A 14,372-nucleotide genomic window follows, 5' to 3' on the forward strand; every position below is an offset into this window, starting at 1 on the left:
GTTGCCTGCCATACGTTGCCCTCAGAAATTATCGTTATTCATTATATTATACGATAATTCCTTTTGGGATAGGCTCTAAATCCTTCTTGAAGTTAGAAATTAATTCAGCTAGAGAATCGGCAAGCTTTAAAGCGACCTTGTAGTCATAATCTATGAGAATTACCTGTCCGAAACTACCTTCCTCTGTTGGACTTAAATCAACGCAAATTAAACAAGATGAACAGTCATCCGCAATTGGGATTCTACTTTTGCCGAAGGTATACTCTTTATCTATACCTTTATCGGTATAACTGAGTACGTTTCCATCACCATCATGGCTATAGTTTTCTACAAGGCTTGAGGTCTGTCCGATAGAGAGTAAAGCGACGCCATAAGCAAAATTTGCTTGCTTCTCGGGGTCCTGCCCTTTAGATGTTTTGTACAGTTCAACTAAATCTTGTGGTAGCTCTCTACCCACATTACAGCGAAGCAAATTTATTTCTTCTTCCGACGCTGGCTCTAAGAACGCATCAGCAACTAGTGGTGCTTTATTAAGTATTTCTTTTCTTACTTGCTCGAACATTAATTTTCCCTCGTTTTCATTGTAATCTTCGGGTTTGAAAGAATAAGCTTCAAAATCGAAGCGATGGTATTAATCTATTTCTTCTGCACTGCTCCAACTCAAATACCAGAAGTCTTAGTTAGAATGAGTACTAGTTATGCGGAACATAGGAAACTCGTATTACCCCTATTAATTAGAGGTAATGCGAAATGCGGTTAACTTGAGCGAGTATGAGCAAAGAAAGAGCCGTTTCCTAACTTCTAAATTTCTCTGTTTCATGGGCATATTTGGGTCGGAGAGTTTTGACTGCTCATCACCGTGTTGCGCGCATTAGTGTAAAACTGGTAGATTAGAATTTTAATAAAATAAATGTTACATCTCTAGATTTTGAACGAATAACCCTTCACGATTCTTATACTTGTTAACGGCTCTTATATCAGTAGAAACGTAATCACCACCTTTATTATCAACTTGTCTAATCTCGTATCCTCCGCAATGAACAGAAATATTCGCTTCTATTGAATGCTCATTTTTTGTTTCACCATTTACTTTCTTTGCTGACGAAACCCATTGGAAGCAAAACCTATCTTGATTATCTAAATATTCCGTAAGAGCAACTGATGTCCCTTTATCCACTTCGAAATAATCAATTGATAATATCTTGGATATGCCAGGATATTGGTAAGATGGGTTCTCTACTGTTGGTTCACTTAGTTCGGTTTGATTAGCACAGCCAGCAATAACTGATAATGTCGATGCCATAAGTAGTATTTTCTTCATTTTTGTTCCTTGTAGATGATAAAATTAGCCCCACGATCTATTAACGCTTTCGATAGTGGGGTTGTGTATGTTTATCTAATTGTTTACGTTTTGAAGGTCACGATAATCAACAGACTCATCAGCACTTGAGATGCTTGCTGCCTCACCGAACATTGCTATGTAAGCACTTGGGAAAGTCAAAGCGGCCCCTGCTATACCACAGATTAGAACGAATTTTCCTACGCCCTTACTTTGTGGTGAGCTTTCTCGGCTATTCCATGCCCAGGTTGCAAGGCTAATGACAATCATTGCAATACCAATCCATAAGCCTATGGTATATGTAGCACTACCACCTGCAGCTGAAATTGCATCCACGTTTTTTGCAGCTTGCTCTAGCTTTGTTTCATTGGCTGCCATCGTAGTTACAGAGGTTAGTGCTAGAGCGATACCCAGGGCACCGGACCATTTCGTTAGTTTATTCATAGTTACTCCGTGCTATCTCCTTCATCGAAGATATAAGTTGTGTTAGAAGAGAGGTTTGCCCGACCAGATGAGTCGAGTGTTATTGGGTCCACTGTGTCACTAAAGGTAAATACCTCACCCACTAGATCTAAACCACCGTGGAAAGTTAATAATGCGCCAGCTATTGAGAAGGATATTGGCCATAGAACAGAAACATCATTATCCGCTTTGTTTGCTTTGTACCAACCGATGAAACCAAACACGACAAGACCGAGGCCAAGTACTGCTCTCAAATTCCAGAGAACTGCAATCCAAAGTCGAACATGTTTAATTACATTTATTCCGCCATCTGCAATGGTGGAGTTATGCGTTTCTGAAGCGAATGAACTACTGGATAATGTGTAAACAAACATCCAATACCACTTTTTCATCGAAGCGCTCCAATACAGTAAGTATCTGAACAGATTGTTCCGTCAGCCGAGATTTCTCTAACAGTTCCAATGAAGTCGTAGTATTTTCCTTTTTCTACGGAAATAGTTCTTTCGCCAGAGGTCTTGGTAAGATTTACGACTAGCGCACTGTTTAGGTCCTGCGACTTAGTGATCATTGCGTAGTCAGGAAGAAGAATTCGCCCATCCTTGTATGTTACTCCCGTACTTGGAACTACCATTTTTGGCGCTTCTATTGGCTGTACTACAGTCGAGCTAGATGCTATTGCCATCGTTGGCTGTACTACTTTGCTATTTACTTCTGTATTTTTACCAATATGTTGGGTGGTAGTCTTAGCAACCTGTACTGCCGTTGGCTTTGTAATCGATTCTTTAGCAGGTTTTACAACTTTCTTTTTAGACTGCTGAGAGCGTCGAAGGTTGGCTAGTTCAGTCGGCGTGTACTCCTGGCGTTCTTTATCAATAAAGTATTTGCTGCCAATAAGTAAAACTCCGTCTTCTCCCTCACCTTTAATGTTGGTGACTTTATGGTTGCCAATTTTTGATTTGAACGGCTCACTTTTGTAAAGAGTGATGTAATGTGGAGAGTTATCGGATCTATCTGGTGCACGTACAGCAAAAACCCCCTCAGCAATCTCATCCACAACGTTGAATTCTTTTAAGCGTTTACGCTCACTACTTCGCGCTGCTTTCGTATGTCCGTTTGAAAGGCTATTGTTTAATTTAGCAAACTCGCCTTCAAATGAATTTACATCGCTTTCCAATTTATCCAATCTATTGGTTAAACTAACGTTAAAAGTTTCTTGAGCAGAATTAAATTGATGATATGGCTTCAATCTCATTGTAATTGAGTCATCAATTTGTTGCTGTAAGGTCGAACTGATCGTCTGTGTAATATTCTGTGACGCAGCTTTCGAGGTTGACTTCACAATCTCACTTTTTTGCTTACCAAATTCATCCTTTACTTTGCTAGGAATGTCTATTTTAGTAATGATTGATTGAGCGATTTCTTGTCTTTGTAATTCAGTGATAGCACCAAACTCTTCAGACTTAGTAATCACATCTATTTCAGTCTTAATGAGTTCAGGCAATGATTGCCTGAGAGCGGTGATCTCACGCTCAAGATTTCTCTCTAGCTTTTGTATTTCTTCTACTTTGGAAGGGCCTCCAAAATCTGGTATCAAACCCATTTTATGTGCAGCTAAACTAGCACCACCAACAAGCAAAGTAGCTCCTACGACATAAACGAGTAACTTTACTTTTGGCTTTGCTGAGCTGCTTTGGCTTTTATTCGCTTTGCCAGCATTTGCGTCTTGAGCTTCGTTATCGCTCATGATGATCGCTCCTTGTTTTTAATTGAATAATGTATTATATAAAAGATCTAAATTAATTCCATAAACGAGTTTTGTTGTCACTCGGGATTGATACATTTTGCCCAATATTCGATTTGCGAATTTCAGAGCTTAGGTCAGTTTCTTCGGAATTAACTTCTGTTAGTCTATTTTGCTCCGCCATCATCTTGAGAAGATCGCTCTGATTCGGAGTTTGAATTTCATCCGTTTCTTGTACTTGATTCTCAAACAATAAGTACATAGTTTGACCTTTCGGTATCTCTACCTGAACAGGTCTTCTCGCATTATCGTATAGGATAGGTAAAAAGCCTTGTGCAGCTTTGGCGATACTATAAACAATTCTGTCTCTCGTATTATCAATCGCACCTGTCGAAGTTGTTGTTTCCCCATTTGATGTTGTCACTGTCGTATCAATGAGTGAATCCAAAAAACCTGTCATAAACAAACCAGCAAACATGCCACCAAACCTCTGGATGTAATGGTGGTCTACTTCACCTTCTATAAGCGCCTTTTCAGTTTCAGCAGATAATACCCAAGCTTTTACAGGGATTTGTTTCCCATCTCTAATAACAGACGTTACAGTTAAGGCAACACCTGGAGCTTGTTCTATAAGCTCCATTTCACCGAACGCAATACTACCTTCTGCTTTTCCGGTTAATAAACGAATTCTGATTGGGCCAGGAATGTCTGAGTCGATAGGCAAGGTGGTACGGGCATAAACCAACTCACCTGCATCAAATACTATAGACTCTTGGTCTACTTCAACTGGTGGCTGTCTATATTTTTCATTAGAGGTTTCTTTTTCATTGTCCGTATACCCAACTGTGTTTTCTTTCTTATAATAATTAGGATGAATCCCCATTTGAGTCTGACCTCCATCAGAACGATACAATGCTGAGGCCACTTCTTGTTCTGCATCACTCGGGTCAAAAACGAACTGTGATGTTTTACTATAAATGTCAGCCTTCTTACTATAAGTGATTTTGTACTTTTCGCCTGTATCTGGTGCGTAAGGGAGACCTGAAAATAATGCTTGTGCACCTTCTGATATCTTTTTTTGTCGCTCAGCTTCTAATTGTATCAACCGCTGTCGCTCAGCATCGGCTTTGTCGTTTCGATTCTTTATTTCTTGAGCCTTTAAACTCATTTTAGTCGTTGCTAGTTCGTTTCGGAGATCTTCTAGCTGGCTTGAAGTTTCTATATCTTGTTTAGGCAACGGTAATTTTACGTCTCTACCTGCACTATTCTCTTCTGTATCTGAATTTGTCTTTTTAGACTCAGCATCTTTGCCAGACTTAACTTCTTGCCCCAGGGGATCAACCTCCTGCGACTTAGGCTTGTCAACTTCGGTTTTTGTATCTGGTCCCGTTGCTGATTCTTGTACGCGAGTTTTACTGATATGGCTCTCGCCATTAGTAGCAGCCTGTTTACGCGCGTTCTTCTCCCTTTCTTCGGTTTCTTTAGCGATAGGTGAATTTTCAGGAACACTGATTGTCCCATCAGTTGAGTTCTTAATCACATCGTCAGTTTTAACGACAGGTCTACCCGCTGTTTTATCACCTTTGCCCGAAAGGTCTTCTGTAACTTGATTGGAAGCCATATAGATTGCGTATCCAATCCCTCCGGCGGCTACTACAAACAAACCTACAACGATTGCTATTTTTTTTAATTTCATCGGTGAGAAGCCTTATAGTTCACTTGTATCCACAAACGCTTTTACTTTCTGTCGACCATCGCTAAACCAATAGAATGAACGGGGGTAAAGCTTGTAAAGGTTGTAATCACCGACACTTCCCTCTCTTACCAAAGAGCTACCTTTGCTTCTTAAAATGGCTGTTGTTCTGATATAAACAAATTCATTATATAAATAGGCTTGGCCATTGATTCCTTGCAATTTAGTTTCTTTGGCACCAGGCACACCTGTTGTCGTACCTGAAAGAAAAGAAAAGAATTCTGGACCAGCTTTATCAAGATCTACACTTGAAGTAGAACGGTATTGTATTGGCTTGGCGTTCGGGCCAATTAGTGGAATGATCACTTGTCTTCGAGAATTGTAGTAATCTGTTTTTTCAGAACTAATCATGAAAGGAATAGTTGTATCTAAACCCTTCAGCTGAAACCAGCCCGAATGAGTTACTCCAGGTAAACGAGCTTCCAAGCTATATGCGTTACCGGGTGTTTTTCCAGCCTCGAAGGCTCCCTGAGCTCCTAGCTTAACATATACAATAGGCCAAGGAGCTCCTGTCTGGTCGAAAAATGAAATAGACCCAGGGAAGCCAGGGTACACCTGCAAAATTAACTCCTGAGGTAGTGAAGGATCGAATTTAATCGTATCAATTAGACTTTCCGGGGGCCTTACTAAAAGTTTATTTTCTGCAATTAGCCTCTGCCTTTCTATTTTACGCATCCTTTCAATAAAAGCAGGGTCGGAGTTCATTTTCTCACTTTTAATGATGTCATTCTTTTTATTCTCAGCCCTCAGTATCTCAAGTCTGTCTCTATTTTGGTAATTACTCTGGAGTTTCGAGTATTCTAGATCTGTTATGTACGTCTGAATTGCATTTTGTTCATACACCTCAAGTTCACGCATGTTAATCAATATATTTTCTATACTTCCATATTTCTTTAACAATGCATCCGCAATTGCAGCATGACTAACTTGGTTAGTTTGATTAGCTTGAGAAAACGCCGACAATGACAACACCACCGCACTTACTGTTAAGCGGAAATAGGCTTTCAGAGAGGAGATGTTTCTTGAGTGCATTGGTAATCCTTGAAGTTTAACAAGCGTAAATATATTTCATTTGTGTATTAAAAACAACCCTACTCAGACAAACCTAACGATTGTAGTGTTTTCTCTACAATATCACTGACTTCTTCGTCGCCGAGAGGCTCTGATTGGAGTTCTTCTTTAGGATATTCCAATATGTCCTTGACTTGATTGATCGCCGCCTCTGTGGCTCTTTCAGCATTAGGCTCATCTAAACCAGCTAACAAATTTATATCTATAGTAGTACCAGAGATAGTGCCTTTATTGTTCTCCTGAGCGCTTTCAAGAAATGGATCTGATAGGTTAGATGAAACATATCTACTGTTATAAGCGATATCCAACTCGCCGTATGCATCATTGTCAAAATTAGCAAGGTCTACTTCGGAGGTCTCTTCGTTCGTACCTAAATCTTGAGTGGATAAATATGCTGGTGGCGAAACAACTTCTTCGCTAGTACTGTGCTCAAAGGGACCTTCGGCATAGAAGTTGTTGTACTGCATAATTGAATCAAAATCGTGTTCTTCTTCTGGCCAATCCTCATCACTATAGGTGTTTTCAAAGTCATTAAAATCGAGCTCATCATTAAAGGCTGAAACTTCTTCATTATAAGCCTCCATAGAGCCCATAATCTGTACTTCAGCATCTGTTTGTGCAAGACCAACAAGCTCTTCATCGAATACATCTACTGATGATTCTTCAGGTCGTATTTCTTCGACTTCTTCAATGGCGCTCTCCGTTATCAACGTTGCGTCTTCTTTAATTATCCCTAAACCAATAGCCATCATCATTTGTTTAGAGATGTTTTCAGTGAGGTTTAATGCTCTTACTTCAGTTAGATTATTTTTTAGCTCTAAGAACTCCAACATTTCGACATTGCTATCGATATAATCGTTGGCCTGTTGAACATATTCATTGGATTTTACTAACTGCTGCCTCTTAGCCGTTTCTACCTCATCGTCAGAAGGCTCAAGCACCTGAGCAAAATAGTTCAAACGAGAAGTTTCTACATCTGGGAAGTCGAGTTTTAATGCTCGGAATGGGTATACATCACCACCAAAAATGTATAAGCCTTCTCCAGGTTCAGCACTAGCAAGCATCTTAGCGTTTACAGTATCTTTTTCTTCTACTCGGACATCATCGTTATCATGGACCGCCCCAGCCAAATTATTCTCTATTCTATCCTGACGGGAACCAAATACCTTGCCAGTTCGACCAAGCGCCAACTGTAACGATTCACCATGGTCTTCATTTTTAAGAATGAATTTATTGTTTAAGTTGCCCATTAGTGCTTCATATTCATCCCGGCCGCAAACCTTCTGGAACATTCCGGCTGTCTGAGCTCCAAAAAGAACGTGAAAACCATATGAACGAACCAAGGCAACAATCATGTAAAAACCTTTAACCGCATACATTCCGTACTCATCAAAGAAAAGTCGTACAGGATATCTAGCACTGGAAGGTCTATTGTCTACTGTAGTAATTCGAGAACCTTGTAGCTTATAGCCAGCAGCTCTCATTAAAATAGGCCGTAATCCCTGCAATAGAAGCCTACCCAATGCTGCAACGGAATCTGGGTTTTTGGCAATGGAAGGAAGCAGAACTAATAATACTCGCCCCCCTAAGCATACATCCGTCATATTTACTTCCGAAAGTTTTGTCACGAATATATGCCCCATGGTTTCACTCAAGTCAGCCATGGTTTCACTAATCATCATCACACAATATGTGTGCTGTTCATCTGCTTTACTATTAAGATCAAGGTTGTCTATCTGTTCCTCAGTCATATCAAATATGGCATCACTAATAGAAGGCAAGGTTTTTAAATACTGCTGGAGTGGTTGTCGGTACTTTAAAGGCACATCTTTTCGCGCTGCCTTTTTGAGCATAGTTTTAATGACAAGAAAGTTTCGAACCACTTCGATGTTTAAATCTAAGCCTTCCACATCCCTTTCGTAAGCAAGATACTGATATGCTCCCCCAATCATAGTAGAACTACGACCTTCCCAAAAAGAGCTATCCCCTCCATCCGTTTCACGCCCTAACCCCATGGTTATAGTCTTCATCTGGTCAGGGGTTCCCGCATTTAGAATATTCATGTTATTCGAAATGCGATCGTCGTCGTGCATGTTAGTAGTATCTAAGGAGTCCATGGGAGTCAGAAAATTGAGAACCAACAAATCGTGGAGTCTATCTAATCGTTTCAAGATAGCGAAAATTGTCCAAAACAATTTTATATCCGCCTTACCATCAACTATGACTGCTGATGTTCCTCCTGGCTGGAGAAGTGCTTGAAATAGCAATGTCAGTATAAGTACAGTTTTACCCGAGCCCGTACTGCCCATGACGAGTGTATGTCTTGTTTCCATATCCGGGTTGGATACGAGTAACCTACGTAGAAAAAATTCAAACCCGAATATTAATGTACCGTTTCCTCTTTTACGCTGGGGAATAAGATGGCCAGCTTTAACTGCGTCTTTTAACGACTCCTTTTTTGAAATAAACTGCTCCCACTCCGGCGCGTCAAAAGGATATTCATGCTTCTCTCTTGAGTTTGTAAGCTTCAGACAAATTGCAAATGCAAAAATAAAGTCCCCATTTTGAGGGAACATAAACAAAGCAATCCCGCATGCAGCAATTAATAAAGGAAATGACACATTTACTGCTGACTGTATTCGCATCCACATAGTGCGAGAATCACGATGAAAGAGCTCTGGGTTATTCAGTTCAGGGTTTGTGTTTAGAACCGACTGCTTCTTAAAACTGGCCATACTAATCAACTTCCTTGTACTGCTTCATTAACTCAGGAATATCCTCATAAGGGTCATTGAAGACTTTCTCATCCTTTTCTATATCGACACCTAGTGACTTTAGAATCTGTTTTGCCTCATTCTCTCGGCCATCAGCCTTTTTCTCTATCTCGCTGAGATCAAATAATCTACTAAATTCATCCTCATCCATGTTCAGGAGGTCTTCTCCTTTCTTACCTGCTGTTAATATTCTCTCTGCATTAATGTGAAGGTCTTGCACTGCTCCTAGGACACTTGGAATTGTCATTCGAAATCCGGCTTTTCTTTCCATAAGAAAATGCGAGCGAGTACCACTTGCTTCTAAGAAAGGTGTTTCTCTGCCGATAGACTGCAATACCATTCCTAAATTTCGGTCATGCTTAGTTACCCAAGTAAACTCGTTTCCTGCAATACGGTTTACATCTTTAAAGAGAAGCATCAACGCCCAGATTACAGTAGTAGAATAAGCATGCTTCTTTGTTACCATTGCATAGAGGATTTCTTCGAATGTACGGGTTGTCTTTCCATCCATTTTTTCCTTAAGCTGTGTAAGAACCTTTCTTTCAATACCGTTAAATAAAAGTATTGTGTCTTCGATACTGCCAGCGTAAGGGACGCCATCATTCAATAAAGTTGTTGGACGAAAGCCACCTATTATCGCTCCTCCTCTCTTAAACTTATCCGCTTCATTACCCTGTTTATCTACATATTCAATTGGAATGGTTTTCCCATTATCATCAAACAACCGTGCTAGTTTATCTTCCGAATGTAGTTGTTGCGGTAAAGGACAGAGGAGAAGCCTCTCTAAGCTGATAGTCGCTGTTCGAGAGCAAAACTCTATTGTTGAGTCTTTCGGGTTCTCGCAGTAATAGAAGTAACAAATAGGCCTAAAATTGCTAACAAACCCCGTTTCTTTTTGCATTTCTTTGTCACGTTCTATTTCATCTAATGTGACACCCAAAGGAGGATTTGCTGTGAGCATTTCGTAAGGAGATACACCCATAGCGTATCGGTTTTCATAGTCAGAGCGATTTTCGAAATTGTAATCATGTGAATAGTCACAAGGGTTTTCACCCTCTAAACGTTCTTTATATTTAGGAAACATCCAGCCAATGGAATATCCCATCAATTTATCGTAGAAGTTGGGCGGTACTATACGTTTTAAATGAGGATGAACCTTGGAAGCAGCCCGTATCATTGATTCAACGTTGTGTTCTTTTCTGGTTTTAGAGCGTATTGAATATTCTTTACAACCTAAGTAGATCAGAGCTAAAGCGAAGGGCCATTTAAGTATATTTCCGAAAATAGAGTCGTAAGCTCCAATATACTCGGGTGTAATCATCGTATAATGCAATTCTAATATTTGATATAGCCCCTCCTTAAACCCCCATCCTTGAAATCCTGTTAGCCAAGAGGTAGTTACAACCACGAGGTTCTCAAAAGCAAAAAATGTAAACATCTGAGCTATCTTTAGCATTCTCCACACAAAAGCAAGTATGTGGAAAAAGTGCGCGTAAACCCCGTAACCCATACCTATTGCTAATGCTAGAGCTAGGGCGACTGAAGCATTCAACTCTGATTCTTTTTCTGGCGTACGCTGACTCATAACTTAGGAATCCTTAAAAATTATGTTTGTGTCATCAATACGTCGCTCTTTAAGAATCATTTTTAGAGAATCATACTTTCCTTTGGTCAATGGAATGGGTAACACAAGCCGTGCCCTTAGACCTTTTCGATGAAGTATAAAGTTTACGGTTATGACGAAGTAGTAATAGAGGAAGACAACACATCCGAAAGTCGTTAAAACTTTTGCCGAAAAGTTCTTGTCGGAAGCTGTTAACGATTGCATAGCTTGAGTTATTTCGAAGGTTAAGACGATACTGATCACACAAAATATGACCGAAGCTCCGACAATCGCTTGCCCTACTAAATGTGACTTAAGTACTGGATGTATCGTTCTGAACTGTTTCCACATTCCGATATATGTGACGAATAAACTAAGTACCGGAGCAAGAAGAGAAACTCCACCTGAAACAGGCATTAAGAGTAATGAAAGATACTGTAGAAATATTAAAGTTAACATTTTTGCACCGTTGCTTTTAATCCATTTAAGGCATATATTTTTCACATCATAGCAAATTTATCAACGGATGGAATGGTTTTAGCTAAACGAAAACAACCAAATCTAACATCTCGGTCAACCCTCAAAATCAAATCAACCAAACAACCAAACAACCAAAAATATGGCATTGCTTTTCATCCGTAAAAGACATATATTTTTGTGATTATAAAATATGTCATAGGTAGTAGTAGTTTGGAGTCACTGTTAGGAAGCAACGTCATTTTGTTTTCTCAAAAAGAAAAAGAAACTTTATGCATTATCTCGAATGTCGAATATGGACGCCGTGTTGCTGAGTTACAACTATCTTCGGCTGATAGCTACAAACCTGTTTTGAGTATTCTTGTCTCTATTGTCGATAGTAACCATCCAGAGTTGGACACCCTCGATCGCTGCTTCCTTGTTAACTCATCAATCTCTACAGATTCCATTGAATTAACAGAGCTTTTAGAAAAGTTTAAAAGCTCAACCCAGTCATACCAACAAACGATAGAGATTGATGGTGTTGAATTTTCCTATCTGCGCAAGGAAATAGAAAGGTTACAACTAATAGGATAAATGTAATGGAAAACGAAGAGTCTGTTGGCTTTAAATCAGTTACCCAATCTGCCGAGTTAATTATCCATGCAGGGTCTTCTCCCATCCCAGGAGAAGTCAGAAGCCGCCTAGAAAAGATACCAAGTATAAAGCCAAGACCAGCGCGCAGAATAATGGGTGTGAAATTGGCTGAATTGGGTGTCAATAGAAACCCTTATGTTGCAAATAGAGCAACTAAGGCTTTACTTGCACTGACTTCAATTACGTGGGGCCTCACCCTGCTTTTATTGACTGGTTCGCTGGTTAATTTTTACCTGCTTGAAAGAATAAATATCAGCGCTACCTCCCATGACGCAAGGATTGAGCCTACTGGCAAGCCTGTACGCATCGGTAACTTGGATTAGAGGAAGGATATGTTTCGCTCATCCGTAATTAAGAATCATCGAGGGCTCCTATCTGGTTTCGTAGTGCTGGTGGTCATTATCTATTTCTTAGAGTTTGCACTAAACACTCTTACAACAAATAAATCTGGTTACTACAAGATCCCCACTTACAACGATAAGGGCATTACCCGAATAGTTCCTCAGGTCCCATTAAGTGACCGTCTTTTTTCTGACTCTGAAGTTATGGATTTTGTAACTGAAGCTATGTACAACACACTCTCTCTATCTTTCGATAGTTATGAATTGTCTATGACAGAATCAGCATTACTATTCTTTACTACTTCTGGCTGGAAGTCATTCTCAAGCGCAGTTCAAGAAGCAGAAATTTTATCAACCATTTTCTCTAATAAAGAAATTATTGAGTTTTACCCTACCCGAGCGCCTTTTATGGAATACAGTGGCACAGTTGACGGGAAAATTGATGGAAGATTCACAAAAGATGCCTACTGGGTATGGCGAGTTAAAGTTCAGGGCAAGATTATGAAAAAATCTTTGAAGGTTAAAGACGCAACTGAAACTGAGCTCGAGGCTATTCAGAATCAAAGGCACCAGGCCGCTAATGTAACTTTCTGGCTTGATTTACAACGTGTGCCAAAGGGTAAGGGGGCAAGTGCAGTTAAGATCATAAGTTCTTCTAATTGGGATGTTGATTGGTTATGAATATTCCACGACTTATTCGCATACTTAAATTCGACTGGCCATTTGTGCTTGCTATCGTTTTATCTGTTTTAGCTATTTTTAAACTTTCCGAATTCAATGAAGAACTATTAGGGAACCCGGATAGAGTTTTTCTTTATTCTGATGGTAATGGTGGTTACACAAGGGCCTTTGTATCACGTGACCCACGCTATACAGACGAGAAGGTTGTCAGGTTTCTTCGTCGTATGGTGAGCTCATGCTATACCGTCGATTATAAAACCGCTCAACACCTAATGAACGGTGAACGCGATAACGATTATGCCAACTGTATTGAAAAGCACTTTGCGCCAATAGCCGCCACATCACTGTTCAATGTTTATCCTACTGACCCTATGATTGAGGCGATTCTTATGTCAGAAGGTAAGGCTAACGTTGTTGTTCCTTACGATCCTATCGTTACCTTAAAGAACAAACCTGGTAAGCCTTTAGTTTGGGTAGTTGAGGTTCCGATAATGGTAACAGTCCAATCGGTATCAGGAGACCAAACAACCTCATTCATTGCTCACTACACAGTTCTACCTGAACCTAGAGCGGATAACGCAAGTTCATTACTCATCGACAGGGTGGTTTTTAGATGAACGTTAAAGACCTATTCAATTTTATTAGTACAGCTTTGGGGAAGACTCCGTTAACAGGAAGACAAAGTTCGAAGTCTACTGAGGATAGCTTTGTTAAAGGGGATACCTTTAGTTGCCAATCAATACCCTCCAGCGAGGTTAACCGTAACCACGATGCCGTGTTTGAAACAGATAAACGTCATAATTTAATCTATGACAATTTTAAGTCTGTCCAGCGATCTCCATACTACGCTCTGGTTTTATTTTTCTTAGCTATTGTTGCATTTTTATACGCCTTGAACCTGTTCATAGATACCACAAAGATTACTTCAACAAACTACTTTATTGCATCAACGACAAGTGATACTGCTGTATACCCAATACCCACAGATAAGCATATCTTGCCGACTAAGGACCAAGAAAGAAACCCTGGCGAAACTTACTCTGAAGAAGAGTCAGAAGTATTAGTTCGTGAATATCTAGTTGATAGCCTTAAAGACTGTTTTTCAATGAACTACTTAAATGCAGCAACAGTACTGTCTAGGTGCAAGTCCAACCATTTGGACTCTGAAACAGACACCCAAGACATATTTATTGAGCTTCTAAGAGCAAGTAACTATATAAATATAATGAAGAAATACCAGACTTCTGCATTACTCCACGTAGACACAAGCTCTATTAAACTTTTGAACAAAGCAATAGCTCAGCGTGAAGCCGTACCTGGCAGCGGCGTTATGCGTAGCCGCGCTGTCTGGATTTACCAACTTAAGATGCATTATACGATGGAGAAAGTTTCTGTCTCTTCTCCCACCTTGTGGCAAGTTGAGATGATCAGAGAATCTGCTTTCAACAAAGAGTTCCCTGTTTCTATCTTCAAAATACGCGATATCGAGTGAGT

At 39.9% G+C, this 14,372-nt stretch carries 14 protein-coding genes; 5 read left to right on the forward strand and 9 right to left on the reverse strand.

Going from position 1 to position 14,372, the window contains the following annotated elements; translation table 11 throughout:
• Window positions 1-46: 46 nt before the first annotated feature.
• The 9 genes from R7P74_RS17610 to R7P74_RS17650 all read right to left on the reverse strand — a co-directional run bounded on the left by R7P74_RS17610 (window position 47) and on the right by R7P74_RS17650 (window position 10,725).
• A complete protein-coding gene (locus R7P74_RS17610) occupies window positions 47-562 on the reverse strand; it encodes an SMI1/KNR4 family protein (RefSeq protein ID WP_203347280.1) in 516 nt (171 codons plus the stop codon).
• A gap of 351 nt (window positions 563-913) precedes the next feature.
• A complete protein-coding gene (locus tag R7P74_RS17615) occupies window positions 914-1,321 on the reverse strand; it encodes a hypothetical protein (RefSeq protein ID WP_025767067.1) in 408 nt (135 codons plus the stop codon).
• A 75-nt stretch (window positions 1,322-1,396) separates the two neighbouring features.
• Window positions 1,397-1,783 (reverse strand): hypothetical protein, encoded by a 387-nt coding sequence (locus R7P74_RS17620; protein WP_025634012.1) that lies wholly within the window; start codon window positions 1,781-1,783, stop codon window positions 1,397-1,399.
• A gap of 2 nt (window positions 1,784-1,785) precedes the next feature.
• A complete protein-coding gene (locus R7P74_RS17625; protein ID WP_025634011.1) occupies window positions 1,786-2,193 on the reverse strand; it encodes a hypothetical protein in 408 nt (135 codons plus the stop codon).
• Entirely contained in the window at window positions 2,190-3,545 is a 1,356-nt protein-coding gene (locus R7P74_RS17630; protein WP_025767068.1) for a hypothetical protein, read from the reverse strand. Before R7P74_RS17630 ends, R7P74_RS17625 begins: the two co-directional genes overlap by 4 nt.
• Window positions 3,546-3,597: 52 nt before the next feature.
• Complete coding sequence (locus R7P74_RS17635; RefSeq protein ID WP_203347292.1) at window positions 3,598-5,238, reverse strand: DotG/IcmE/VirB10 family protein; 1,641 nt, start codon at window positions 5,236-5,238, stop codon at window positions 3,598-3,600.
• A 12-nt stretch (window positions 5,239-5,250) separates the two neighbouring features.
• Entirely contained in the window at window positions 5,251-6,327 is a 1,077-nt protein-coding gene (locus tag R7P74_RS17640; RefSeq protein ID WP_025634007.1) for a DotH/IcmK family type IV secretion protein, read from the reverse strand.
• Between the two features lie 59 nt (window positions 6,328-6,386).
• Window positions 6,387-9,101, reverse strand: a complete 2,715-nt coding sequence (locus R7P74_RS17645) for a type IV secretion system DNA-binding domain-containing protein (protein ID WP_025634006.1) — start codon at window positions 9,099-9,101, stop codon at window positions 6,387-6,389.
• A 1-nt stretch (window position 9,102) separates the two neighbouring features.
• Window positions 9,103-10,725, reverse strand: coding sequence for a secretion/conjugation apparatus DotM-related subunit (locus R7P74_RS17650; protein ID WP_025634005.1), 1,623 nt, complete (start codon window positions 10,723-10,725; stop codon window positions 9,103-9,105).
• A gap of 708 nt (window positions 10,726-11,433) precedes the next feature.
• Here R7P74_RS17650 and R7P74_RS17655 point away from each other — a divergent pair.
• From R7P74_RS17655 to R7P74_RS17675, 5 genes are read left to right on the forward strand one after another with little or no spacing between them, the layout of a single operon-like run.
• The gene (locus tag R7P74_RS17655; RefSeq protein ID WP_025634000.1) at window positions 11,434-11,796 is read left to right on the forward strand and encodes a hypothetical protein; all 363 of its coding nucleotides are present in this window, start codon (window positions 11,434-11,436) and stop codon (window positions 11,794-11,796) included.
• Window positions 11,797-11,801: 5 nt separating this feature from the next.
• Window positions 11,802-12,179 carry a hypothetical protein gene (locus R7P74_RS17660; RefSeq protein ID WP_025633999.1) on the forward strand — a complete coding sequence of 126 codons (378 nt, stop codon included), beginning with the start codon at window positions 11,802-11,804 and terminating at the stop codon, window positions 12,177-12,179.
• A 9-nt stretch (window positions 12,180-12,188) separates the two neighbouring features.
• Window positions 12,189-12,878, forward strand: coding sequence for a DotI/IcmL family type IV secretion protein (locus R7P74_RS17665; protein ID WP_025633997.1), 690 nt, complete (start codon window positions 12,189-12,191; stop codon window positions 12,876-12,878).
• A complete protein-coding gene (locus tag R7P74_RS17670; RefSeq protein WP_025633995.1) occupies window positions 12,875-13,495 on the forward strand; it encodes a DotI/IcmL/TraM family protein in 621 nt (206 codons plus the stop codon). The genes R7P74_RS17665 and R7P74_RS17670 overlap by 4 nt, the downstream gene beginning before the upstream one ends.
• A complete protein-coding gene (locus R7P74_RS17675; protein ID WP_025633994.1) occupies window positions 13,492-14,370 on the forward strand; it encodes a hypothetical protein in 879 nt (292 codons plus the stop codon). The genes R7P74_RS17670 and R7P74_RS17675 overlap by 4 nt, the downstream gene beginning before the upstream one ends.
• The last annotated feature ends 2 nt before the right edge of the window (window positions 14,371-14,372 follow it).

The sequence above is a fragment of the Vibrio sp. 2033 genome (genome assembly GCF_033339735.1).